The sequence below is a fragment of the Rhodococcus sp. 14-2496-1d genome (assembly GCF_002259365.1).
Classification (GTDB): domain Bacteria; phylum Actinomycetota; class Actinomycetes; order Mycobacteriales; family Mycobacteriaceae; genus Rhodococcoides.
Window position 1 is genome coordinate 552558 of the sequence record NZ_NPFV01000029.1, and the last position, 23887, is coordinate 576444.

At 65.8% G+C, this 23887-nt stretch carries 24 protein-coding genes; 9 read left to right on the forward strand and 15 right to left on the reverse strand.

The features are described 5' to 3' along the window. The first annotated feature begins 29 nt into the window (after positions 1-29). On the forward strand, positions 30-602 hold the full coding sequence (locus CH296_RS23940) for a TetR/AcrR family transcriptional regulator (protein ID WP_256980557.1): 573 nt from the start codon (positions 30-32) through the stop codon (positions 600-602). Here CH296_RS23940 and CH296_RS23945 read toward each other — a convergent pair. The 4 genes from CH296_RS23945 to CH296_RS23960 all read right to left on the reverse strand — a co-directional run bounded on the left by CH296_RS23945 (position 583) and on the right by CH296_RS23960 (position 5964). Continuing rightward, positions 583-1974 (reverse strand): pitrilysin family protein, encoded by a 1392-nt coding sequence (locus tag CH296_RS23945; protein ID WP_179272755.1) that lies wholly within the window; start codon positions 1972-1974, stop codon positions 583-585. The two genes, CH296_RS23940 and CH296_RS23945, sit on opposite strands and share 20 nt — an antisense overlap. After that, entirely contained in the window at positions 1937-4198 is a 2262-nt protein-coding gene (locus CH296_RS23950) for a polyribonucleotide nucleotidyltransferase (protein ID WP_045195505.1), read from the reverse strand. The genes CH296_RS23945 and CH296_RS23950 overlap by 38 nt, the downstream gene beginning before the upstream one ends. A gap of 393 nt (positions 4199-4591) precedes the next feature. Beyond that, positions 4592-4861, reverse strand: coding sequence for a 30S ribosomal protein S15 (rpsO, locus tag CH296_RS23955; protein WP_032397847.1), 270 nt, complete (start codon positions 4859-4861; stop codon positions 4592-4594). Positions 4862-4995: 134 nt separating this feature from the next. Next, on the reverse strand, positions 4996-5964 hold the full coding sequence (locus CH296_RS23960) for a bifunctional riboflavin kinase/FAD synthetase (protein WP_176459297.1): 969 nt from the start codon (positions 5962-5964) through the stop codon (positions 4996-4998). A gap of 103 nt (positions 5965-6067) precedes the next feature. On the opposite strand from CH296_RS23960, the gene CH296_RS23965 reads away from it, so the two are divergent. From CH296_RS23965 to CH296_RS23980, 4 genes are read left to right on the forward strand one after another with little or no spacing between them, the layout of a single operon-like run. After that, a complete protein-coding gene (locus tag CH296_RS23965; RefSeq protein ID WP_032397845.1) occupies positions 6068-7030 on the forward strand; it encodes a metal ABC transporter substrate-binding protein in 963 nt (320 codons plus the stop codon). After that, positions 7027-7854 (forward strand): metal ABC transporter ATP-binding protein, encoded by an 828-nt coding sequence (locus tag CH296_RS23970; RefSeq protein ID WP_045195510.1) that lies wholly within the window; start codon positions 7027-7029, stop codon positions 7852-7854. The genes CH296_RS23965 and CH296_RS23970 overlap by 4 nt, the downstream gene beginning before the upstream one ends. Before the next feature lie 3 nt (positions 7855-7857). Then, the gene (locus CH296_RS23975) at positions 7858-8730 is read left to right on the forward strand and encodes a metal ABC transporter permease (protein WP_094631757.1); all 873 of its coding nucleotides are present in this window, start codon (positions 7858-7860) and stop codon (positions 8728-8730) included. A gap of 1 nt (position 8731) precedes the next feature. Further along, positions 8732-9484 carry a metal-dependent transcriptional regulator gene (locus CH296_RS23980; RefSeq protein WP_371828393.1) on the forward strand — a complete coding sequence of 251 codons (753 nt, stop codon included), beginning with the start codon at positions 8732-8734 and terminating at the stop codon, positions 9482-9484. A gap of 12 nt (positions 9485-9496) precedes the next feature. Here the strand turns inward: CH296_RS23980 and truB are convergent, their stop codons facing one another. Genes truB through CH296_RS23995 form a run of 3 tightly spaced genes read right to left on the reverse strand, consistent with a single transcriptional unit; the run spans position 9497 to position 12050 of the window. Next, positions 9497-10429, reverse strand: coding sequence for a tRNA pseudouridine(55) synthase TruB (gene truB / locus CH296_RS23985; RefSeq protein WP_094685961.1), 933 nt, complete (start codon positions 10427-10429; stop codon positions 9497-9499). A gap of 35 nt (positions 10430-10464) precedes the next feature. Beyond that, the gene (gene npt, locus CH296_RS23990; RefSeq protein ID WP_094631758.1) at positions 10465-11130 is read right to left on the reverse strand and encodes a 4'-phosphopantetheinyl transferase Npt; all 666 of its coding nucleotides are present in this window, start codon (positions 11128-11130) and stop codon (positions 10465-10467) included. Further along, the gene (locus CH296_RS23995) at positions 11127-12050 is read right to left on the reverse strand and encodes a metallophosphoesterase (protein WP_032397841.1); all 924 of its coding nucleotides are present in this window, start codon (positions 12048-12050) and stop codon (positions 11127-11129) included. The genes npt and CH296_RS23995 overlap by 4 nt, the downstream gene beginning before the upstream one ends. 242 nt (positions 12051-12292) lie before the next feature. Between CH296_RS23995 and CH296_RS24000 the strand changes: the two genes are divergently transcribed. The 4 genes from CH296_RS24000 to CH296_RS24015 are packed head-to-tail and all read left to right on the forward strand — an operon-like array spanning position 12293 to position 15417. After that, positions 12293-12691 (forward strand): molybdopterin-binding protein, encoded by a 399-nt coding sequence (locus CH296_RS24000; RefSeq protein WP_094685962.1) that lies wholly within the window; start codon positions 12293-12295, stop codon positions 12689-12691. Between the two features lie 10 nt (positions 12692-12701). Beyond that, positions 12702-13499, forward strand: coding sequence for a molybdate ABC transporter substrate-binding protein (gene modA / locus CH296_RS24005; protein ID WP_373557299.1), 798 nt, complete (start codon positions 12702-12704; stop codon positions 13497-13499). Further along, complete coding sequence (locus CH296_RS24010) at positions 13496-14326, forward strand: ABC transporter permease (protein WP_094685851.1); 831 nt, start codon at positions 13496-13498, stop codon at positions 14324-14326. Before modA ends, CH296_RS24010 begins: the two co-directional genes overlap by 4 nt. Continuing rightward, complete coding sequence (locus CH296_RS24015) at positions 14323-15417, forward strand: sulfate/molybdate ABC transporter ATP-binding protein (RefSeq protein WP_094685852.1); 1095 nt, start codon at positions 14323-14325, stop codon at positions 15415-15417. Before CH296_RS24010 ends, CH296_RS24015 begins: the two co-directional genes overlap by 4 nt. Positions 15418-15424: 7 nt before the next feature. Here CH296_RS24015 and CH296_RS24020 read toward each other — a convergent pair whose 3' ends face one another. The 8 genes from CH296_RS24020 to rimP all read right to left on the reverse strand — a co-directional run bounded on the left by CH296_RS24020 (position 15425) and on the right by rimP (position 23770). After that, the gene (locus CH296_RS24020; protein ID WP_094685853.1) at positions 15425-16753 is read right to left on the reverse strand and encodes an MATE family efflux transporter; all 1329 of its coding nucleotides are present in this window, start codon (positions 16751-16753) and stop codon (positions 15425-15427) included. Beyond that, on the reverse strand, positions 16750-17748 hold the full coding sequence (locus CH296_RS24025; protein WP_045195523.1) for a bifunctional oligoribonuclease/PAP phosphatase NrnA: 999 nt from the start codon (positions 17746-17748) through the stop codon (positions 16750-16752). The genes CH296_RS24020 and CH296_RS24025 overlap by 4 nt, the downstream gene beginning before the upstream one ends. 1 nt (position 17749) lies before the next feature. Then, on the reverse strand, positions 17750-18214 hold the full coding sequence (rbfA, locus tag CH296_RS24030) for a 30S ribosome-binding factor RbfA (RefSeq protein WP_094685963.1): 465 nt from the start codon (positions 18212-18214) through the stop codon (positions 17750-17752). A 101-nt stretch (positions 18215-18315) separates the two neighbouring features. Beyond that, a complete protein-coding gene (locus CH296_RS24035) occupies positions 18316-18606 on the reverse strand; it encodes a DUF503 domain-containing protein (RefSeq protein WP_032397837.1) in 291 nt (96 codons plus the stop codon). A 154-nt stretch (positions 18607-18760) separates the two neighbouring features. Beyond that, positions 18761-21664, reverse strand: coding sequence for a translation initiation factor IF-2 (gene infB / locus CH296_RS24040; RefSeq protein WP_094685854.1), 2904 nt, complete (start codon positions 21662-21664; stop codon positions 18761-18763). A gap of 97 nt (positions 21665-21761) precedes the next feature. Then, complete coding sequence (locus CH296_RS24045; protein ID WP_373557300.1) at positions 21762-22097, reverse strand: YlxR family protein; 336 nt, start codon at positions 22095-22097, stop codon at positions 21762-21764. Positions 22098-22190: 93 nt separating this feature from the next. Then, positions 22191-23198, reverse strand: a complete 1008-nt coding sequence (gene nusA / locus CH296_RS24050; protein ID WP_032397835.1) for a transcription termination factor NusA — start codon at positions 23196-23198, stop codon at positions 22191-22193. Further along, entirely contained in the window at positions 23195-23770 is a 576-nt protein-coding gene (gene rimP / locus CH296_RS24055; RefSeq protein WP_032398369.1) for a ribosome maturation factor RimP, read from the reverse strand. The genes nusA and rimP overlap by 4 nt, the downstream gene beginning before the upstream one ends. Positions 23771-23887: the final 117 nt, after the last annotated feature.

Consider the following 23887-nt stretch of genomic DNA (forward strand, 5'->3'; position numbering starts at 1 on the left):
CGTCGACACCGAGAGTAGACAATGTCTACGTGCCGGACAACCTCAGGACTCGACTGGTGAACGCGGGTGTTCGCCTGCTCGAAAGCGAGGGACAGGGCGCGCTGACCATCAGAGCGGTCACCCGCGAAGCGGGCGTATCGCACGGCGCACCGAGACGGTACTTTCCGACGTTGAGCGCACTTGCCGCGGCGGTGGCTCGAGTCGGTCTGATCGACTTGGGGGTGGCGCTGAACTCGGCGGCGCAACAAGCCGTTTCACCCCGCGAGTCACTGGATGCGATGGCACATACCTACGTGCAGTTCGCTGCGCAGCGCCCGGCGATGTTCGCACTCATCTTCAGGCACGACCTGCTCGAGGGCTCGGGCGAGAACCTGCGGCTGGCGTCGCGGCCGGTGTTCGACGCGTTGATCGACGCGGTCGAAGCCGTTGCGCCGGAGAATCCACAGTTCACAGCCCTGCGACTGTGGACCTCCGTGCACGGAATAGCGGCGCTCCACTCCACCCGTGCGCTGGAGCCGATCACCGACGTTTCGGCGGTGACGGAGTTGACCCGCCGCGCAGTGCGCGACGTGATCGCCGACGCTACCGAACGAGGGACCTGACCGACGCAGGCAGCTGGCGAACGTTCTTGTAGGGGCCGACCACCGCGGCACCGAAAGGACGCTCGAGCAACACGGCTGCAACCTCGCGCACCTCGTCGTTGCCGACGCTGTCGATCCGCGCCAACGTGTCGGTGATGTCGCGGTGATTACCGTAGTTCAGTTCACTACGACCGATCCGGTTCATCCGAGAGCCCGAATCTTCCAGGCCCAGAACCAATCCGCCTCTCAACGAACCCTTGGCCCGCGCGCACTCCGCGTCGGTGATGCCCTCGGAGGCGACCTTGGCCAGCACTTCCCTGATCACCGTCGTCACTTCGCCCAAGTTCTCCGGCTGGCAACCCGCATAGACGGAGAAGGCACCACTGTCGGCGAACGTGTCCACCGACGAGTACACCGAGTACGCCAGACCGCGCTCTTCTCTGATCTCCTGAAAGAGACGGGAACTGAGCCCGCCGCCCACGGCCGAGTTCAGCACGGACAACGCCCAGCGGTGCCCCTCGTGTCGACCGAACGCCCGTACACCCAGGCACAGGTGGGCCTGTTCACTGTCACGAGTGGTCAGGCTCAACGTGGGTGCGCTACGCAATCGCGCTGTACCGGAACGTCTTTCGGCCGGCCTCAGGCCCTTGTCCAGATGACCGGAGAACGCTCGGCGCACGAGCGAGACGATTTGCTTGTGGTCGACGTTGCCCGCAACCGCAACGACCATGCGCTGCGGGGTGTATCGACGAACGTGGAACGAGTGCAGTTGCGCACGCGTCATCGACTCGATGGATTCGACGGAGCCGATGATCGGGCGTCCGATCGGATGATCGCCGAACATGGCTTCCAGGAAGGCATCTCCCAGCAGATCCTCCGGATCGTCGTCGCGCATGGAGATCTCTTCGAGGACCACCTGACGCTCGACGTCCACATCGGCCGATCGGCACCGACCACGCAGCACCACATCGCTGACGAGATCGATGGCGAGCGCCACGTCCTCGTCGAGCACGTGCGCATAGAAGCACGTGCTCTCCTTCGAGGTGAACGCGTTCAGCTCGCCCCCGACGCCGTCCATCACCTGGGCGATTTCGAGCGCACTACGCGTAGGAGTCGACTTGAACAGCAAGTGTTCGAGGAAATGTGCCGCACCGGCAACACTGGGCTGTTCGTCTCGTGAGCCGACCCCGACCCACACACCGACCGAAGCCGAGCGAACGCCGGGCACGAACTCGGTGACGACCCGAAGACCACCGGGCAGAGTCGTCCGTTGCACACCCGTATCGATGGTGATGCTCTCTGGAACGGCCGAACGGTACGTCCCGAGGGGACGTACCGTTCGACTCGATTGCTTCTTACTCAGCGCTGACCTCGGCGGGTGCCTCGGAAGCATCGGCGGGAGCAGCCGCGTTGTCGTCCTCGACGGGAACGAGGCTGATCTTGCCGCGGTTGTCGATGTCGGCGATCTCGACGCGCAACTTGGATCCGACGCTGACGACGTCCTCGACCTTGTTGATGCGCTTGCCGTTGCCGAGCTTGGAGATGTGCACCAGTCCGTCGCGGCCCGGGAGCAGCGAGACGAATGCACCGAAAGCCGTTGTCTTGACAACGGTTCCGAGGAATCGCTCGCCGACCTTCGGCAGCTGCGGGTTGGCGATGGCGTTGATCATGTCGATCGCGGCCTGTGCGGACGGGCCGTCCGCTGCACCGACGTAGACAGTGCCGTCATCTTCGATGGAGATGTTGGCACCGGTCTGCTCGGTGATGGAGTTGATCATCTTGCCCTTGGGCCCGATGACCTCACCGATCTTGTCGACGGGCACCTTGATCGCGGTGACGCGAGGTGCGTACGGGCTCATCTCGTCCGGGGTGTCGATGGCCTCTGCCATGACCTCGAGGATCGTCGTGCGAGCATCCTTGGCCTGCGACAGCGCGCCGGCGAGCACCTTGGAGGGGATGCCGTCGAGCTTGGTGTCGAGCTGCAGAGCCGTGACGAAGTCCTTGGTTCCGGCGACCTTGAAGTCCATGTCACCGAACGCGTCCTCGGCACCGAGAATGTCGGTGAGTGCGACGTAGCGAGTCTCGCCGTCGACCTCGTCGGACACGAGGCCCATCGCGATACCGGCGACCGGGGCACGCAGCGGCACACCGGCATTGAGCAGCGACAGAGTCGATGCGCAGACCGACCCCATCGAGGTCGAGCCGTTGGAGCTCAACGCCTCGGAGACCTGACGGATGGCGTACGGGAACTCCGCCTGGCTGGGCAGCACCGGCAGCAGAGCGCGCTCGGCGAGTGCGCCGTGCCCGATCTCGCGACGCTTCGGCGAACCGACGCGACCGGTCTCACCGGTGGAGTACGGCGGGAAGTTGTAATGGTGCATGTAGCGCTTGGACGTCTCGGGCCCGAGCGAGTCGACCTGCTGCGCCATCTTGACCATGTCGAGAGTGGTGACGCCCAGGATCTGGGTCTCCCCGCGCTCGAACAGGGCCGATCCGTGGGTACGCGGGATGATCGCGACCTCGGCGGAGAGCGAGCGGATGTCGGTGATGCCGCGGCCATCGATGCGGAAGTGATCGGTGAGGATGCGCTGGCGAACCGACTTCTTGGTCAGTGCGCGGAACGCCGCACCGATTTCCTTCTCGCGACCGGCGAAGCTGTCTCCGACCGACGTCAGGACCTGAGCCTTGACCTCGTCGAGCTTGTTCTCACGCTCGGCCTTGCCGGCAATGGTCAGCGCCTCGTTCAGCGGGATCTTCGCGGCGTTCTCCACGGCCTCGAAGACGTCGGACTGGTACGCCGGGAAGACCGGGTAGTCGCCGGTGGGCTTGGCTGCCTTGGCGGCGAGCTCCTGCTGCGCGGTGCACAGTGCGGCGATGAAGGGCTTCGATGCCTCGAGGCCCTCGGCGACGACGGTCTCGTTGGGGGCGGTGGCACCACCCTCGATGAGCTCGATGACGTTCTCGGTGGCCTCGGCTTCGACCATCATGATCGCGACGTCTGCATCGGCACCGGAGCCGGAGACGATGCGGCCGGCGACGACCATGTTGAACACGGCCTTCTCGAGCTGCTCGTTGGTGGGGAACGCAACCCACTGCTTGTCGATCAGTGCGACGCGAACGCCGCCGATCGGGCCGGAGAACGGCAGTCCGGCGATCTGCGTCGAGGCCGATGCCGCGTTGATCGCGACGACGTCGTACAGATCGGCCGGGTTGAGGCTCATGACCGTGATGACGACCTGGATCTCGTTGCGCAGTCCGTCGACGAACGTCGGACGCAGCGGCCGGTCGATCAGGCGGCAGGTGAGGATGGCGTCGGTGGACGGACGTCCCTCGCGGCGGAAGAACGATCCGGGGATGCGGCCCGCGGCGTACATGCGCTCTTCGACGTCGACCGTCAGCGGGAAGAAATCGAATCCCTCACGGGGGTGCTTACCTGCAGTCGTTGCCGACAGCAGCATGGTGTCCTCGTCGAGGTACGCGGCGACTGCGCCTGCGGCCTGCTGTGCGAGGCGGCCGGTCTCGAAGCGGATGGTCCGCTTGCCGAACGTGCCGTTGTCGATGATCGCAGTTGCTTCGTAGACGCCTTCTTCGACGTCCAATGTTGTGGTTTCCGACATGTGTTCTGTTCTCGTCCTCTCGTCTTTGCCGTGCCCGCGTGGACACACCACGAGCCCTCCTGGCTGCGGCGGCATACCTGTGCCGTCCATCTCCGAGCTTCTCTCGGGACGCGGCTACGCGGAGGCGGCCATCGATCGAAGCCCACCGGATCTCGTATCCGAAAGGCCACTACCGAAGACCGTCACCACGGCGTGACAGGCATACACGGCGGTGTGCGGATGCCGTGCATCCGCTTTCTCGTGCTGGTCGAACTGTTTCTTGCGGTACAAACACAGATAGCCAACGAGGAACAGTCTAAGCACTGCCTCGTTGGCTACTGCACTATTGCTGCGAGTCGGGTGCGCACCGGCGCGTCGAACGGTGCATCGGTGACATCCTCGCGTCTCCGAAGACTATCGACGCAGACCCAGACGCTCGATGAGCGAACGGTAGCGGGTGACGTCGACCTTCGCGATGTACTTGAGCAGACGACGACGACGTCCGACCAGCAGCAGCAGGCCGCGGCGGGAGTGGTGGTCGTGCTTGTGCGTCTTGAGGTGCTCGGTCAAGTCGACGATGCGCTTGGTGAGCATTGCAACCTGCGCCTCGGGCGAGCCCGTGTCGGTGGGGTGCAAGCCGTACTCGCCGAGAACGGCCTTCTTCTGTTCGGTGGTCAATGCCACTGGTACTACTCCTGATCAATGACGTCCGCGTGAAAGGAAGCAACGCGCCCCGATCGAACGACCGAGGTCGACACGACGGGATCGAAGCCGGTACAGCCGCCACGGACCGCAGCGTGCACCGAGGGGATAGCCTATCAGGCCGTGCTAGCCGCCAGGATCGAGCGGGCACGCTCGGCGTCGCGGCCCATTTCCTCCACGAGAGCTTCCATCGAGTCGAACTTCTCCATGCCCCGCAGTCGGTCGACGAAGTCGACTGCCACATGTTGCCCGTACAGGTCGGCCTCGCCGTCGAGTACGAATGCCTCGACGGTTCTGGTGCGACCCGAGAACGTGGGATTGGTGCCCACGGACACCGCCGCAGGGTGCCGCTCCCCCGGAGTGACCGTCCCCATGATCGGGCCGGGCCCGAGCACGGTGAACCACGCCGCGTAGACGCCGTCCGCGGGGATGGCCGAGTACATGGGCGGCGCGACATTGGCTGTGGGATAACCCATCTGACGACCCCGGCCGTCGCCGTGCACGACGACACCCTCCACGCGATGCGGCCGTCCGAGCGCGGCGGCGGCTGCGGCGACGTCTCCGGCATCCACGCACGATCTGATGTACGTGGATGAGAACGTCACGGCATGCTCGGCGAGCAGGTTGACTCCGTCGACCGCGAATCCCGATCGTTCGCCGATCTTCCGGAGCATCGGCACCGTGCCGAGCGCCTTCTTGCCGTAGGTGAAGTTCTCGCCGACGACGACCTCGGCAACGTGGAGCCGTTCGATCAGAATCTCGTGCACGTACCGCTCGGGGGTGAGTTTCATCAACTCGGGCGTAAACGGCATCACACAGAACACGTCGATTCCCAGTTCCTCGGCGAGTTCGGCTCGTCTCGTCAGGGTGGTCAACTGCGCGGGATGACTTCCCGGCCGCACGACCTCCATCGGGTGCGGATCGAATGTCATGAGCACGCTGGGAACGCCGCGCTTCTTCGCAGCGCCCACCGCTCGCTCGATCAGCTGTGCGTGCCCGCGGTGAACGCCGTCGAAGACGCCGATCGTGAGCACGCATCTGCCCCAGTCGGCAGGTACATCGTCGAGACCTCGCCATCTCTGCACACCGCGAAGCCTACGGCCCGACGGCCGCTCGGTCACTCTCGGACAGGCGTGTCGCGTGCGGTAGCTATGGACAAAAAGGTATCCCCACGGTAAATATTTCGGGGTGCCTAACTTATTTCTTCGCCAGCGTGGATTTCACGCCGGACGTATTCTCGCGAGTTGGGCCGTGGTTGGACTACTGGTAGCAGCGTCGACGGGCTGCGCCCGCGCCGTCGGAGAGGACGATCCGACTGTGCTCGACGACGACAGACCCTTGGTTCTGACGACCTTCACCGTCCTCGCCGACATGGCCGCCAATGTGGCCGGCGACCACCTTCGAGTGGAATCGATCACAAAAGCCGGCGCCGAGATCCACGGCTACGAGCCGACACCGGGAGACCTACGCACCGCGGAGCAGGCCGAGTTGATCCTGGACAACGGGCTCGGGCTGGAGGCCTGGTTCGAGAAATTCGTCGAGCGCATCCCCGCACCGCATGCCGTGGTGAGTGCGAACGTGGATCCGATCTACATCCGCGACGACGCGTACGCGGGCAAAGCGAACCCCCACGCGTGGATGTCACCCGTCGTGGCCGAGACGTACGTCGAGAACATCGCCGACGCGTTCGTTGCGCTCGACCCCGCCAACACCGACGACTACCGCGCGAACGCAGCGGCGTACGTCGAGCAACTCCGCCGGGTCGGTGCCGAGCTGGACGCCGATCTCTCCGGACTGCCCGCTCGTCAACGTGCGCTGGTCACCTGTGAGGGCGCATTCGGGTATCTGGCTCGTGACTTCGATCTGCAGGAGGCGTACCTGTGGCCGGTCAACGCCGAGCAGGAAGGCACGCCGAAACAGGTGGTGCGCACCATCGATTTCGTTCGTGACAACGACGTACCGGCCGTGTTCTGCGAGTCGACCGTCTCGGACAAGGCGCAGCTGCAGGTCGCCGAGGACACCGGCGCGCGGTTCGGCGGACAGCTCTACGTCGATTCACTGAGCGATGCGGCCGGCCCCGTCCCCACGTACCTGGACCTACTGCGCTACGACGCACGGTTGATCGCCGACGCACTGGTGGGAGAACGATGAGCGAGCACACTGGCGCCCCGAATCTCAGGGCCCCGCACGAGAACGAGGCAGCGCTTGCGGTGGACACCGTCAATGTCCGATACCGCGACGTCGTGGCGCTCACCGATGCCAGTCTGACGCTCGCACCGGGCCGGGTGTGCGGGTTGGTCGGCATGAACGGATCGGGCAAGTCGACGCTGTTCAAGGCCGTCATGGGAGTGGTCAAGCCGAACTCCGGATCGATCACCGTGTTCGGCGGCGACCCGGCTCGGGCGCGCAAGGCAGGAACGGTGAGCTACGTACCCCAGGCCGAATCCGTCGACTGGACGTTCCCGATCAGCGTGCGCGACGTGGTGATGATGGGCCGATACGGGAAGCAGAATTTTCTTCGCACTCCCCGAGCAGCCGATCGACGGGCGGTCGACGAGGCTCTCGAGCGCGTCGATCTGGCCGAACTCGCGAGCCGACAGATCGGTCAGCTCTCCGGCGGTCAACGCAAGCGTGCGTTCGTCGCCCGCGCCATCGCCCAGGAGGCGTCGTTGCTGTTGCTCGACGAGCCCTTCGCCGGCGTGGACAAGAAGACCGAAGCCACCATCACCCGGCTGCTCCGCGAACTCGCCGCACACGGCGCCTCGGTTCTCGTGTCGACACACGATCTCCATGCTCTGCCGGATCTGTGCGACGAGGCGATTCTGCTGCAGCAACGGGTGCTGATGCACGGCAGTCCCGCCGAGGTACTGCGTCCGGAGAACCTGGCGCTGGCCTTCGGCATCGACCCGTCGAAGGTCGACCAACTCGGTGCAGGCAATCGAACCCAGGCCACCCCGACCACGGAAGCGAGCTGAACCGTGTATCTCGTCGATTTTCTCGTCGAACCACTCGAATACACCTTCATGCAGCGGGCCCTCCTGGTGACCGTGACCGCCTCGATCGTGTGCGCGGTGCTGAGCTGCTGGCTCGTTCTCATCGGGTGGTCGCTGATGGGCGACGCCGTCTCGCACGCCGTGCTGCCCGGCGTCGCATTGTCGTATCTGCTCGGTGCACCGTTCGCGATCGGCGCTCTTCTGTTCGCCCTCATCGCGGTCGGTGCCATCGGGGTCGTGCGCAACACCACCATCGTCAAGGAGGACGCCGCCATCGGCGTCGTCTTCACCACCTTGTTCGCGCTCGGTGTCGTCCTGATCTCCAAGTTTCCGAGCCAGATCGACCTCAACCACATCCTGTTCGGCAATCTGCTCGGCGTCTCGCAGGCGGACATGATCCAGGTGTTCGTACTCGGCGGCATCGCGTTGGCCGTCATGATCGTCAAGCGTCGGGACTTCACTCTCTTCGCCTTCGACCGCACCCAGGCCCGCGCCGTCGGCATCAATCCGACGGTGATCTCGGCTGTGATGCTGACCCTGCTGGCTTTGACGACGGTGGTGGCACTTCAGGCCGTCGGCGTGATTCTCGTGGTGGCGATGCTCATCACCCCAGGTGCGTCGGCGTATCTGCTCACGCACAGCTTCGGCCGCATGCTGGTATTGGCACCGCTTGTTTCGGTGGGTTGCGCGCTGGTGGGGATCTACGCCAGCTTCTATCTCGACGTGTCCTCCGGTGGCAGCGTCGTGCTCACTCAGGGGTTGGTCTTCGTCCTTGCCTACCTCTTCAGCCCCTCACAGGGCATCGTCGTCCGCGCCGTGCGCCGACGCGGACAGGTACCGGTGGCTCCGGCCGGGTGAGATGTCTTTTTCCATTGGATTGCCTAAGCTCGGCGACGTGGCGCAACGAAAAGACGATCCCGCACCGGCCGACGAGGGCGTCCAGCTGTCCGCGGTTGCGCAGGATTACCTCAAGGTCATCTGGACGGCCAGTGAGTGGAGCGAGGACTCCGTCAGCACCAAGATGCTCTCCGAGCGCATCGGCGTTTCCGCATCGACGGTGTCCGAGGCGATTCGCAAGCTCGCCGACCAGGGCATGGTCGACCACGCCCGCTACGGAGCCATCTCGTTGACGGAGAAGGGCCGCCTGGCTGCCATCGGCATGGTGCGTCGGCACCGTCTGATCGAGACCTATCTGGTCCGCGAACTGGGGTACGGCTGGGACGAAGTGCACGACGAGGCAGAGATTCTCGAACATGCAGTCTCGGATCTGATGATGGATCGAATCGACGCCAAACTGGGTCACCCCGAACGGGACCCGCACGGTGACCCGATTCCGTCGGTGGACGGTGCGATCGAGACTCCGTCCGCGACTCGCCTGAGCGAGTACCTCGACGGACAATCCGGCCGAGTCGCCAGAATTTCCGACTCCGACCCGGCCATGCTCCGCTACTTCGATTCCGTCGGCATCACGCTGGACCTGCCGATCACGGTGGTCGAACGACGTGACTACGCCGGCACCGTCGCCATCGAGCTCGCCCGCACCGACGCCACCGATTCGATCGACCTCGGCCACCGCGCCGCCGAAGCGATCTGGATGGTTCCGGCGAACTGACGTCGGTTCGCTTCAGTGTCCGCGCAAGGTCGCGGGCCGGACCACCATGACCGAACTGGCGCGCTTGCCCTTCTCCTGAAGCAGAGCGATGGTGTGACCCGTGGGATCGACCGCCGCGTACACCCCGTCGATTCCGACCGGATCCAGCCACCTTCCCTGGCTCAACGACTCCGCCTCACCCGCGTCGATCTGCCGGTGCGGAAAGGCCGTTCGCGCCGCCTGGTCGATGTCCAGGCTCACGGCCGGGTTCTCGGCCAGCTCTTCGAGCGTCCGCGCATGGTCGAGGGTGAAGGGTCCGACGCGAGTGCGACGCAGCACGGTCAGGTGGCCGCCGACGCCGAGTGCAGCGCCGAGATCGCGCGCCAGGGCACGCACATAGGTCCCGGACGTGCAGTCCACCTCGACATCGAGGTCGACGAATGCCGATTCGTTGTCCACGACATCGCGCCTGGACGTCACGTCGAATCGGGTGACGCTGACCTTGCGGGCGGCGAGGGTGAATTCCTCACCTGCGCGGGACAGTTTGTGGGCGCGTTGCCCGTCGACCTTGATGGCGCTGACGCTCGCAGGCACCTGCTCGATGTCGCCCGTCAGGGCGGCGATCGCGGCCTGGATCTCGGAGTCGGAGACGTGCACGGCCGAGACATCGGCCAGCAGGTCGCCCTCGGCGTCGTCGGTCGTCGTGCTCCGGCCGAGCCGGATGGTCGCGGTGTAGGACTTGGTGGTCAGCGAGAGCAATCCCAGCATCTTGGTCGCACGCTCCACGCCGAGCACCAGCACGCCCGTCGCCATGGGGTCCAGAGTCCCCGCGTGGCCGACCTTCCTGGTGCGCAACAGTTTTCGACACGACGCCACCACGTCGTGGCTCGTCACACCCGGCCCCTTGTCGACCACCAAGAGGCCGGCACCGACGAGACCGGACGAAATCTTTTCACGGGCACTCACGAGAGAGCATTGTGCCAGGCCCGCGAATCCGGCCGTCACATCACCGAGATCGCCGTCATCACCAGACCGCCGGCCACCATCCAGCGACCGTCGAACGCCGACAGAGGCGGGCCGGAGACGGTGTCGCCCGGCACCAACAACTCGGAATGGAACGTTCCCGAGAGGTCGTCGCCGGAGCCGGTTCGCTCGAAGGTGATGTGCGCGTCCTCGAAACCGAGCCACCGTCCGGTCAACGGCTCCCAGGCCTTGTACGTCGCTTCCTTGGCACAGAACAACACTCGGTCCCAGTGGATGTCCTCACGACCGGCCGCCTCCAGCCACTCCCGCTCGGCCGGCAGGCTCACCGCCTCGAGTACGCCGTCGGGCAAGGGGCCGTGCGGCTCGGCGTCGATCCCCACCGACCGCACCTGCATCGAATAGGCCAGCACCGCGCCGCGATAACCGTCGCAGTGGGTCAAGGATCCGACCACACCCTTCGGCCACTGCGGTGCACCGGACTTGCCGCGCATGATCGGCGCGGGCTCCACGCCCAACTTCTCCATCGCCACCCGAGCACAGTGTCGAGCCGAGGTGAACTCACGCTTGCGCTTGTCCACCGCCTTGGCCACCAGCGGAGCTTCGAGCGGATGCGGCGTCAAACCCGGTGGGTCCGCGAACAATTCGGCCGAGACGACGCCGTTGGGAAGTATCGATTCGATCACTTGCCTGCCCTCATCTTTTCTACCTCTGCCTCCATCTCGGGCGTCACCGTGAAGTGTCCGCCCCACTTGTTCAACGCACCCGGCGGATACTCGGGGACCGGAAGAATCTGGCGCAGAACGTTCTTCGGCAGGCCGCGGCGCTGCCATTCGCGCGGGTAACCCACCGACACCTCCTCGAAGCGAACGCCGTCGTAGTAGGTCGTCCGCGGGATGTGCAGGTGTCCGTACACCGAGCAGATCGCGTTGTACCGCGTGTGCCAATCCGCCGTCAGAGTGGACCCGCACCACAGCGCGAACTCCGGGTAGAACAGCACCTCGGTGGGCTGCCGGACCATCGGGAAGTGGTTGATCAACACGGTCGGAACGGATGTGTCCAACGCATCGAGACGCTCCCGGGTGGCGTCGATCCGCGCGTGGCACCAGGCATCTCGCGTCGCGTACGGCTGCGAGGACAGCAGGAATTCGTCGGTGGCGACCACGTTCTTCTCTCGCGCGATCGCCAGGCCGTGCTCCTTGTCGCGCGCTCCCTGGGGCAAGAACGTGTAGTCGTAGAGCAGGAACATCGGCACGATCGTCGCCGGGCCGCCTTCACCCTCCCAACGCAGGTACGGATCCTCCGGGGTGACGACGTCGATCTCGCGGCACAGGTTGACCAGGTACTCGTAGCGGGCGGCGCCGTGGATCTGGACAGGATCTTTCACCGTCGTCCACAGCTCGTGATTTCCGGGAACCCAGATGACCTTCGCGAAACGGCTACGGAGCAGCTCGAGCGCCCACTTGATGTCGTCGGTCTTCTCCGACACGTCGCCGGCAACGATCAGCCAGTCGTCGGGAGATTCGGGAAAGATGTCTTCGGTCACGGGTCGGTTACCCCGATGTCCGACGTGAATGTCGCTCACTGCCCACAGCTTCGCTGCCACTGAAAATTCCTTCCGATGCGCTCGGCCGCCGGCGTCGAATCGCCAGAACCGTCCGAGAACGTACCAACGTCCAATACTCCATGCAGATTCCGCGCAGTGTCCGGGCGGGGTGACGCGGCGATTCGGTCGACGACCGAACGGTGTTGCTCACCGACACCGAGATCGGGTCGAAAGACCCGCAGATTCGGGTATATGGTGCCTCTCATGACTTGTTTGCGGACGTTTTCTGGGATTGCACCCCGATGACAGTGCCCCCGGTCCGCGTTCGTGACGCCGCAGCCCTCCTCGGTGTCAGTGACGACACCGTGCGCAGATGGATCGACAGCGGAGCGCTGCCCGCGCTCGAGGACGAGACCGGACGCAAGGTCATCGCCGGTCGCGACCTCGCGGACTACGCACGCGAACATGCCGTTCCTCCGCCCGAGATCTCGTCGCGTGGCAGCTCCGCCCGCAACCGGCTCGTGGGTTTGGTCACCGAGGTCGTCTCGGACGCGGTGATGAGCGAGGTGAGCATGCAGTGCGGGCCGTTCACGATCGTGTCGCTGATGAGCACCCGATCGGTTCGCGAACTGGGGCTCGAGCCCGGCAAGGTCACCGTCGCTGTCGTCAAGGCGACCACCGTCATCGTCGAGACACCGTAGAACGCAGGAGATGTTCGTGAAGACAATGCGCCAGGTATCCGCCCTCGTGGTTGCAGCCACCCTGATGCTCGTCGGATGCAGCTCGCAGTCCGATTCGACAACGCCCGATGCGGCCTCGGACGCCCACGCAGTCGGAGGCGAGATCACGGTCTTCGCCGCAGCTTCGCTTCGCGCGACGTTCACCGATCTCGGTACTCGCTTCGAGGCCGAACACCCCGGAACCTCGGTGGAGTTCAGTTTCGCGGGTTCGTCCGATCTGGCCGCACAGCTGATCTCCGGCGCGCCCGCCGACGTCTTCGCCTCCGCGGATACGAAGAACATGACCGCGACGGTCGACGAGAATCTGGTGGCCGGCAGTCCCGTCGACTTCGCGTCCAACACTCTGACCATCGTGACCGCCCCCGGAAACCCGGACCGCATAGCCTCGTTCGCCGATCTGGCGAACCCCGATGTTCTGACCGTGATCTGCGCGCCCCAGGTGCCCTGCGGTGCGGCGACGGCCGCGGTCGAGACCGCAACCGGCACGCTCGTCCCGGCCGTGAGCGAGGAATCCTCGGTCACCGACGTACTGGGCAAGGTCACCTCGGGGCAGGCCGATGCCGGACTGGTCTACGTCACCGACGCCGCCGGAGCAGGCGCAGCCGTGACCACGGTGCCCTTCGAGGAGTCGAGCGAGGCCGTCAACACCTACCCGATCGCGACACTGCGAGGTTCCGGCAACCCCGACACAGCGCGCGCATTCACCGAGTTCGTCACCGGACCCGTCGGCCGAGACGTGCTCGGTCGAGCCGGTTTCGCGGCGCCGTGACCGCCAGAGCCGTCGACGGCGGGCGACCATCGGCAGGACGCCGTCCGACCGTCGGGGTACCGCCGTGGATATTCGCACCGGCCGCCGTGGGCGCCCTGCTCGTCGTGTTGCCGTTGGCCGCGATGTTCACCCGAATCGACTGGTCGAATTTTCTCGGTCTCGTCACCTCCGAATCCGCCGTCGCAGCACTGGTTCTGAGCCTGAAGACAGCGACGGCCAGCACCGCAGTGTGCGTGCTTCTGGGCGTTCCGATGGCAATCGTGCTCTCGCGCAGCTCGATTCGAGGGCTGTCGATCCTTCGCTCTCTCGTCGTACTGCCCTTGGTTCTTCCCCCGGTGGTCGGCGGCATCGCGCTGCTCTACACCTTCGGACGCCAAGGCCTGTTGGGCGAGCACCTCGAAGCCTTCGGTATTCGAATAGCGTTCACCACCTCGGCCGTCGTGTTGGCGCAGGTGTTCGTGTCGCTCCCCTTCCTCGTCGTCGGCGTCGAGGGTGCCCTCCGTACGGCCGGCGACCGATACGACGTGGTGGCCGCCACCCTCGGTGCCACCCCCACGACCGTCCTACGGCGGGTCACCGTTCCACTGATTCTTCCCGGACTGATGTCCGGAACAGTCCTCGCCTTCGCCCGCGCACTCGGAGAATTCGGCGCGACGTTGACCTTCGCCGGTTCTCTCGAAGGTGTGACCAGGACGCTACCGCTGGAAATCTACCTGCAGCGCGAGAGCGACCCCGATGCCGCGGTGGCGCTGTCGCTGGTGCTGATTCTGGTCGCGGCACTCGTTGTCGTCACCGCACGCGGCACCCGATCGTCGGGAACGCTGTGAGTTCACTACACCTGAGGGCTACCCTCGGTATCCGCGGCATCGATCTCGAACTCGATGCCCGCGAGGGCGAGACGGTGGCTGTTCTGGGGCCGAACGGGGCGGGCAAATCGACACTGCTGCAACTCGTCTCGGGCGTGGTGGCACCCGACCACGGAATCGTCCGACTGTGCGAGGATGTGTTGACCGACACCGCCTCGAACACCGCCGTGCCGATTCATGCGCGAGGCGTTGCGACCCTCGCTCAGGAAGCTCTGCTGTTTCCTCACATGGACGCTCGCACGAACGTGGCCTTCGCACCACGCAGCGCCGGCGCGGACCGCGCCACCGCCCGGACCGTCGCCGATACCTGGCTCGACGCCGTCGGAGCCTCCCACCTGGCCGATCGCCGCCCTGCGCAGTTGTCCGGCGGCCAGGCCCAACGTATCGCCATCGCGCGCGCTCTCGCGGCCGATCCACGCCTGTTGCTGCTCGACGAACCCCTGGCGGCACTGGATGTCGACACGTCACCGGGCATTCGGCGCGTGCTGCGCACAGTGTTGCGCGAGAGCGGTCGCACGGCCTTGATCGTGACCCACGACCTGCTCGACGTCGTTGCACTCGCCGATTCCGTCGCAGTCGTCGACGGCGGGCGCGTCGTCGAGCGAGGCTCGGTCACCGAGGTCCTCACTGCCCCTCGCAGCGAATTCGGTGCCCGCATCGCCGGGGTGAACCTGATCTCGGGACGGGCCGTCGACGCCGACGACTCGACGTCCCTGACCACCGCCTGGGGAGTGACGGTGCACGGCTCCGGACGGCACGCCACCGACACTCCACTGGTAGCGGTGTTCTCCCCCGCCGCTGTGTCGGTACACCCGACACCACCGCATGCAAGCCCCCGCAACGTGTTCGAGGTGCTGATCGAGGAGATGGAGGTGCAGGGCTCCGGCATTCGTGTTCGGTCACGTCCGCAACCCGACGGTTCCCCCGGCATGGCCGCCGACATCACCCCGGCTGCGGTAGCGGATCTCGGGCTCGAGCCCGGCCGCAGCGTGTTCTTCGTCGTCAAGAGCCACGAGGTGGCGTTGCACCCCGCGTTGCCGTCGCAGCCCTGACCGACGGTCAGTGGCGTAGTTGGCGGTCGCTGCCGACGACCAACCACTTACCGGACAGCACCCGTCCCGCGACGGCGAGCATGCGTAGCCCGACGAAGACCCCGAGCCCGGTCCAGATCCCGACCAACCCCCAGTCGAACACCAGAGCCGACCAGATGAACGGTAGAAAGCCCACGACGGCGCACGCCATGGTCGCGTTCCGCAGAAACGCAGCATCGCCACTGCCGAGCAGCACTCCGTCCAGCGCGAACACCACGCCCGCAACGGGAATGATCGCCACGAAGATCCACCAGATCGCATGCATCTCGTCGATGACCGATGCGTCGGTGGTGAACAACTCCGGGACGAACGAGCGCCCGACCGCGAACACGCCTGCGAGGACGACCGCGAAGACCGTCGACCATGCGGTCAGCCGCCACGCGAGTGCGCGCGCGTCGTCGGTCCTGCTCGCGCCGAGGGCTGCACCCACCAGGGTCTGAGCGGCAATCGCCAAGGAATCGAGCATCAGGGACACCAGGTTCCACATGTGCAGGACCACCTGATTGGCGGCGACCGACGCCGCACCGAAGCGCGACGCGACCGCGGCGGCAGACAGGAAGCAGGCCTGGAACGCCAGGCTGCGCACGATCAGGTCGCGTCCCAACACCAGCTGCGCGCGCATCACCGACCAGCGCGGGCGCAACTCGGTGCTCGCTCGCACGACTGCGAACACGAACAGCGCACCGGCCAGGCCCTGCCCGATCACGTTGGCCACGGCCGATCCCACCAGCTCCAGACGCGGGAATCCGAGCAGCCCGTGAACCAGCAGTGGGCACAGAACTGCCGACACACCGAAGCCGAACACGACGAAACGCAGTGGGGTCACCGTGTTCTGGACTCCACGCATCCATCCGTTTCCGGCCAGAGACACCAGGATGAACGGCACACCCAGCAGAGCCACCCGTAGCCACGCGAGAGCCTCGGCGGCGATGTCGCCGCCTCCGGTGAGTACCGACACCACGGGCTCTGCCGCGAGTTGCATCACCGCGACGATGGCGATACCGATCGCGAAGGCCAACCAGGTTGCCTGCACACCCTCGCCGACAGCATCACGTTCGCGACCGGCACCGTGCATCCGAGCCGCTCGCGCGGTCGTGCCGTAGGACAGAAAGGTGAGCTGGGTGCTGACCTGGGCCAGCACGAGCCCGCCGATCGCCAGGCCCGCGAGGGCCAAGGCACCCAGCCTGCCGATCACGGCGGCGTCGAACAACAGGTAGAGAGGTTCGGCGGCGAGGACGCCGAGGGAGGGCAGCGACAGGCCGAGAATCTTTCGAGCGGTGACCGGAGTGGAGCTCACGACGTGGACAAGGCTCCGCGCAGCGCTTCGATCACGTCGGACAATTCGCCGGTCGCGGTGTAGCCGGCTGCATTCCGGTGCCCGCCGCCGCCGAGTTCGCACGCCACTGCCGAGACGTCGACCTCGGTCTTCGAGCGCAGGGAAACCACCCAGATCGAGCCGAAGTCCTGTTGCTTGAGCACGGCGGCCACCTCGGCTTCGGAGGTGGTGCGCACGATGTCGATCACGCTCTCGATCTCCTCGGAGCGCAACCCGGCCGAATCCTCGCTGCGAATCACGGCGTACACCAGCCCGCGTCCGTCGACGGCATCGGGAATCAGCGAGGCCGAACCCAGGACCGAACCGAGCATCGGGAGCCACTCGAACGGATGGGTGTCGAGCAGTTTGCGAGCGATGTGGGCGCCGTCGATGCCCGTCGCCAGCAGTCGTTCGGCCAGCAGGTGCGACCCGGGACGAACCCACCGGAACGAACCGGTGTCGGTGACCAGGCCCGCGAACAGCAGGTGCGCCAGATCTGCGTCGATCTCCACACCCCACTGGTCCAACATCCGCGCGATCACAGCGGTGGTCGACTCCGCGGAGGCATCCACCACGTTGACCGTTCCGAATCGGGTGTTGCTGCGGTGATGATCGATCACGAGGCTCGCCGACGCGGAATCGAGCCGATCGCCCAGCGAACCCAGCCGGCCCCGACTTCCGGCGTCGACGGTGACCACCAGGTCGACGGTGTCCGTGACCTTGTCGGCGTCGACGAGAAGGTGCCTTCCCGGCAGCTCGTCCATCGACTCGGGCAGAGACGACGGAGCTGCGAACGCCACCTGGACCCTCGCACCGCGACGTTCGAGTACCGAACCGAGCGCGAGCCCGCTGCCGATCGTGTCGGCATCGGGCTGAACGTGACACAGCACGGTCACCGAGGATGCACGTTCGAGCATCTCGATCGCCCGGGTCAGATCCTCGTCGGTCTCCGACACCGACCCCGAACCATCGGCCATGTCAGTCGGCTTCGGCGGGCTCGACGTCTGCGACTTCGCGCGGGGCCTTGTACGGATCGGGGTCGCCTGCGGGCTTGGCGTTCGCGCGGGCGCGGGCCAGCTCCTCGTCGGCCACTCGGGCGCGTTCGAGAAGGTCTTCCATGTGGCGTGCGGTGTCGGGCACCGTGTCGGTCACGAACGTCAACGTCGGCGTGTACCGCACACCCGTTCCTGCCCCGACCTTCGAGCGCAGGACGCCCTTGGCCTTCTCGAGTCCTGCTGCGGCAGCCTGCAGGTCGGGCGGAGTATCGAGGTCTTCACCCATGACGGTGTAGTACACCGTTGCGTCGTGCAGGTCGGCGGTCACCTTGGTATCGGTGATGGTCACGAACGCCAGCCGGGGATCCTTGATCTCGTGATCGATCGCCGTTGCAACGATGGCGGCGATTCGCTTGGACAACTTACGAGCCCTGGCCTGATCCACCACGACAATCACACTCCTCTTTCATGGCCGGACGTCGATTCTCGCGACGTACCGACGGTTGTGCACTTCACCTCTGCCGAACAGTGCTCGGCACAGGCACCGGATCAATCCTCGGGTCCGAAGATTCTCCGGCGTACCGCCAACAGTTCCAGATCGTTGCGTTCGGCGACATGCCGTTCGCACTCGTCCAGTTTGTCGTGCAGTAGATCTACATCGGTACCGGCTGCAGCGACCCCCAGCAGGGACCGCCGAATACGTTCTCGCTCACCGGTTTCGGCCGCCGACACTCCCAGCCGTTGCAGATCACCGAGGACCGGTTCGACCATCGACCTTTTCTCGGCGAGCGAACGCACGTCCCCCAACAACACGTCCAACTCCAAAGCACCCAGATACACGCTGACGTCCTTCGATCAGCTTCGACGACAAAGCCGGTGGTGGTACAGCTGTCGTACCACCACCGGCTCGAAAGTCGGAGCGCAGTGTCACTCCCCTGGCTTCACCACCGAGCCGACGCGACCGGATGCGGAGCCGAACGGCTCCGCATCGGTTCTAGTCGCGCGGCTTTTCACGGAGTTCGTACGCCTCGATGACATCGCCCACCTTGATGTCGGAGTACGTCACCGTCAAACCACACTCGTATCCCTCACGAACCTCCGTCGCGTCGTCCTTCTCGCGGCGGAGAGAGGAGATCGTGACGGTTTCCGCGACAACTGCACTGTCTCGGATGAGCCGCGCCTTTGCGTTGCGACGGATCGTACCGGAGGTGACGAGGCAACCGGCGATGTTTCCGACCTTGGAGGAACGGAACAGCGCGCGGATCTCGGCCTGCCCGAGGGCGACCTCCTCGTACACCGGCTTGAGCATGCCCTTGAGGGCCTTCTCGATCTCGTCGATGGCCTGGTAGATCACCGAGTAGTACCGGATGTCGACGCCTTCGCGGTTGGCCAGCTCGGTGGCCTTGCCCTCCGCTCGAACGTTGAAGCCGATGATGATCGCGTTGGATGCCGACGCCAGGTTGACGTTGGTCTCCGTGACGCCACCGACACCGCGGTCGATGACGCGCAGCTCCACCTCGTCGTCGATCTCGATACCGAGCAGCGCCTCTTCGAGTGCTTCCACGGTTCCCGAGTTGTCGCCCTTGAGGATCAAGTTCAGCTGCGAGGTCTCCTTCAGAGCTGCATCGAGATCGTCGAGGCTGATGCGCTTGCGGCTCTTGGCTGCCAACGCATTGCGCTTGCGCGCATTTCGACGGTCGGCGATCTGACGGGCGATCCGATCCTCGTCGACGACCAGCAGGTTGTCGCCTGCACCGGGCACCGACGTGAAGCCGATGACCTGCACCGGACGGGACGGCATCGCTTCGGTGACGTCCTCGCCGTGCTCGTCGACCATTCGACGAACGCGTCCGTACGCGTCGCCTGCGACGATCGAGTCACCGACACGGAGCGTTCCGCGAGCGATGAGCACGGTCGCGACCGGGCCACGACCACGGTCGAGGTGCGCCTCGATGGCGACACCCTGCGCGTCCATGTCCGGGTTGGCGCGCAGATCGAGCGACGCGTCGGCCGTCAGCAGCACCGCTTCGAGGAGGGCATCGATGTTGGTGCCCTGCTTGGCGGAGATGTCGACGAACATCGTCTCGCCGCCGTATTCCTCGGCGACCAGACCGTATTCGGTGAGCTGCTGCCGGATCTTGTCCGGGTTCGCGCCTTCCTTGTCGATCTTGTTCACCGCGACCACGATCGGCACGTCGGCCGCCTGGGCGTGGTTGATGGCCTCCACCGTCTGCGGCATGACGCCGTCGTCGGCTGCGACCACGAGGATCGCGAGGTCGGTGGCCTTGGCACCACGGGCACGCATGGCCGTGAAGGCCTCGTGACCGGGGGTGTCGATGAACGTCACGAGACGCTCGTTGCCCTCGAGCTCGGTCAGCACCTGGTACGCACCGATGTGCTGCGTGATTCCGCCTGCCTCGCCTTCGCGCACCGTGGTGTTACGAATCGAGTCGAGCAGTCGCGTCTTACCGTGATCGACGTGGCCCATGACGGTGACGACCGGGGGACGCTGTTCCAGGTCTTCCTCGCCGCCGGCATCCTCGCCGTAGGTGAGGTCGAACGAGTCGAGCAACTCACGATCCTCGTCCTCGGGGCTGACGACCTGAACGACGTAGTTCATCTCGCCGCCGAGAAGCTCCAGCGTCTCGTCGTTGACGGACTGAGTCGCGGTGACCATCTCGCCGAGGTTGAACAGGGCCTGCACGAGTGCGGCCGGGTTCGCGTCGATCTTGTCCGCGAAGTCCGACAGCGATGCGCCGCGGGCGAGACGGATGGTCTCACCGTTGCCGCGGGGCAGCCTGACGCCGCCGACTGCGGGAGCCTGCATGCTCTCGTACTCGGCGCGTTTCGCCCGCTTCGACTTGCGGCCACGACGAACTGCTCCGCCGGGACGACCGAATGCACCTGCTGCTGCGCCGCGCTGACCGGGGCGTCCACCGCCGCCGGGACGACCGCGGAAACCACCCGCGGGAGCGCCGCCTGCGGGGGCACCACCGGGAGCGCCGGGAGCGCCGCCGCCGCGGTAACCACCGCCACCACCGCCGCCGCCGGGACGTCCGCCCGGAGCGCCACCGGGACGACCGGGACGACCTGCTGCGGGACCGGGACGTGCCGAACGGGTCGGCATGGCACCGGGGTTGGGGCGAGGAGGCATCGACCCCGGGCTCGGACGAGGTCCGGCCTGGCCCGGTGCGGGACGGGGCCCACCCTGGCCGGGAGCCGGACGAGTGCCACCGGACGGTGTTGCGGGACGGGGTCCACCCTGTCCGGGAGCCGGCCGTCCGCCACCGGGGCGCGGAGCACCGGGTGCGGGACGGGGAGCCGGTCGCTCCACGGGAGCCGAGGAGTACGGGTTGTTACCGACACGCGGAGCCTTCGGGCCGGGCTTGGGGCCGGGACCTGCTGGCTTGGGAGCTGCCGGGGCCGGGGCCGGTGCAGCGTCGCTGGTCGCAGCCGACGCGGCCGGAGCCTGCTCGACCGGAGCTGCGGGCGAAGGGGTCGGCGCTGCCGGGGCCGGAGCCGGTGCGGCTGCCGGAGTTGCGGGTGCAGCGGGAGCTGCCTCCGCCGGAGCTTGCGCTGCGGGTGCTTCCGGCTCTGCCTGACGGGGCGCCGGCTTGGGGCCGGGACGGGGTCCGCCCGGTTTCGCTGCGCCCGGCTTCGCGGTGCTGCCTGCAGCGCGATCGGCCGCTGCGCGACCGTTCGGTGCAGCTGCGGCGGGTGCGGACGCGTCCGCACCGTCGGACGGGAAGGATTCACGAAGTCGACGTGCCACGGGGGCTTCGACTGTGGATGATGCGGACTTGACGAACTCGCCCTGCTCTTTGAGCCGTGCGAGTAGTTCCTTGCTGGTGACACCGAGTTCTTTTGCCAACTCGTGCACGCGGGCCTTGCCTGCCACTGCTCTCCTCACTGAGAGGCCGAGCGAGGCTTGGTGCCCGCACGACCTCGGGTTATCTCCGATGGACGTTCATCGTTGGTGCTTCACGGTGTGCTCATCAGTGCTGTTGCCTGTTCTTGTCGACGGGTGTTGCTCTTGTCGTGTTCTCGGCCTGCAGCTGCTCGTACTCGTCGAGCACGACTGTCACTGCGGACGAGTCCACATTTCCCGATATCCGAAACGCACGACCGAAGACTCGGCGTCGTTCCGCATTGTGCAGGCATTCTCGGCTGTAGTGCAACCACGCACCACGGCCGGACATCGAATGCCGGACGTCGGGGACGAGAGCGAATTCGTGCGAACCAGCTTCTCGAACCACGATCCTCAACAGATCGGCGGCCGGCAGTCGCTCCCTGCACCCGATGCATGTACGAATCGGCCGGCTTGTCACCACCGGATACTCGCGTTCATGCCTCTGGGCCGAGAGGTCGTTACCGAACCATCGACCACTCTACCGCTGTATTGCCCCGAACTCCGCATTCCGGCCCTATGCGCTGGTCGTCTCGGGTGCCGCCGCATCGCTGCGGATGTCGATGCGCCAGCCGGTCAATCGAGCGGCCAGTCGAGCGTTCTGCCCTTCCTTGCCGATGGCCAGAGAAAGCTGGTACTCGGGAACCACGACCCGGGCCGCGCGAGCAACCGCGTCGACGACGGTCACAGAGACAACCTTCGACGGGGACAGTGCATTCCCGACGAACGTGGCCGGATCCTCGTCGAAGTCGATGATGTCGATCTTCTCGCCGGCAAGTTCGCTCATCACGTTGCGCACGCGCTGCCCCATCGGCCCGATGCACGCGCCTTTGGCGTTGAGACCGGACACGGTGGAGGCAACGGCGATCTTCGAGCGGTGCCCCGACTCGCGGGCCACTGCGACGATGTCGACCGAACCGTCGGCGATCTCGGGCACCTCGAGGGCGAACAGCTTGCGCACCAGATTCGGATGGGTGCGCGACAACGTGATCTGCGGACCCCGATTACCGCGGGCGACTCCGACGACGTAGCACTTGATGCGTTCGCCGTGCTCGTAGCTTTCACCCGGCACCTGCTCGGCGGGCGGCAGGAGGCCGTCGGCTCCGTTGGCGTCACTGCCGATGCGAACGATGACGGTGCCCTTGGCGTTGGCGCGCGTGTCGCGCTGGATGACGCCGTTGACGATCTCGCCCTCGTGTGTGGCGTACTCACCGAACGACCGCTCGTGCTCGGCGTCGCGCAGGCGCTGCAGGATGACCTGACGCGCCGTGGTCGCCGCGATGCGTCCGAAGCCTTCCGGGGTGTCGTCCCACTCGGAGATGACATTGCCGTCGGCGTCGATTTCCTTGGCCATCACTCGAACGGAACCGGTCTTGCGATCGACGTCGATCCACGCGTTGGACTGGTGCCCCTCGGTGTGCCGGTAGGCCGTCAGCAACGCGGTCTGAATCGTCGAGATCACCATCTCGATCGGAATTCCCTTGTCCGCCTCGATGGCACGCAATGCGGCAATGTCGATATTCACTTGTCCGACCCTTCTTCCGGTGCTTCCACGTCCACGATCTCATCGGTGTTCGCGGGTGACGGCCGACCTCCGACCACACCACCCGCCAGGTCCATCTCTTCGGCACTCGGCCGCGAGAACTCCACCTGTACAACAGCTTTCACTACATCGGACAGTGCAACCGAGCGAGTCGCCAGCACACCCTTCTCCTTGGTCACCACGGTGACCGAATCACCGTCGAGCACGCCGACGCGACCGTCGAACTTGCCGTCGCCGAGCTCGATACGCACCTTGCGTCCGCGGGCCCGACGCCAATGCCGAGCCTCGGTCAGCGGGCGGTCGATTCCGGGGGTGGTGACTTCCAGCGTGTACGGGGCTTCCCCGAAATCGGTCACGGCATCGAAGGCGTCCGAGATCTCGCGGCTCAGTTCCGGGAGCGCGTCGAGGTCGATTCCCTCTTCGCGATCGACCATGATCCGCACTGCACTGTGTTTTCCTGCGGCGACGACGTTTACGTCTTCGAGGTCGTAACCCCGTTCCCGAACGAGGTCGGCGAGCAGTTCGACAACCCTTTCCTTGGACGGAACAGGCATGTCGCGAACTCCTCGTGTGTAGTTGTGGGCGATCCGGCGTGCGGCAGCCGGACTGCGTTTGGTGAACCAACAGCCTACCGCCCCGCAGGCACTGCTCGTGACCACGATCGGTCGACG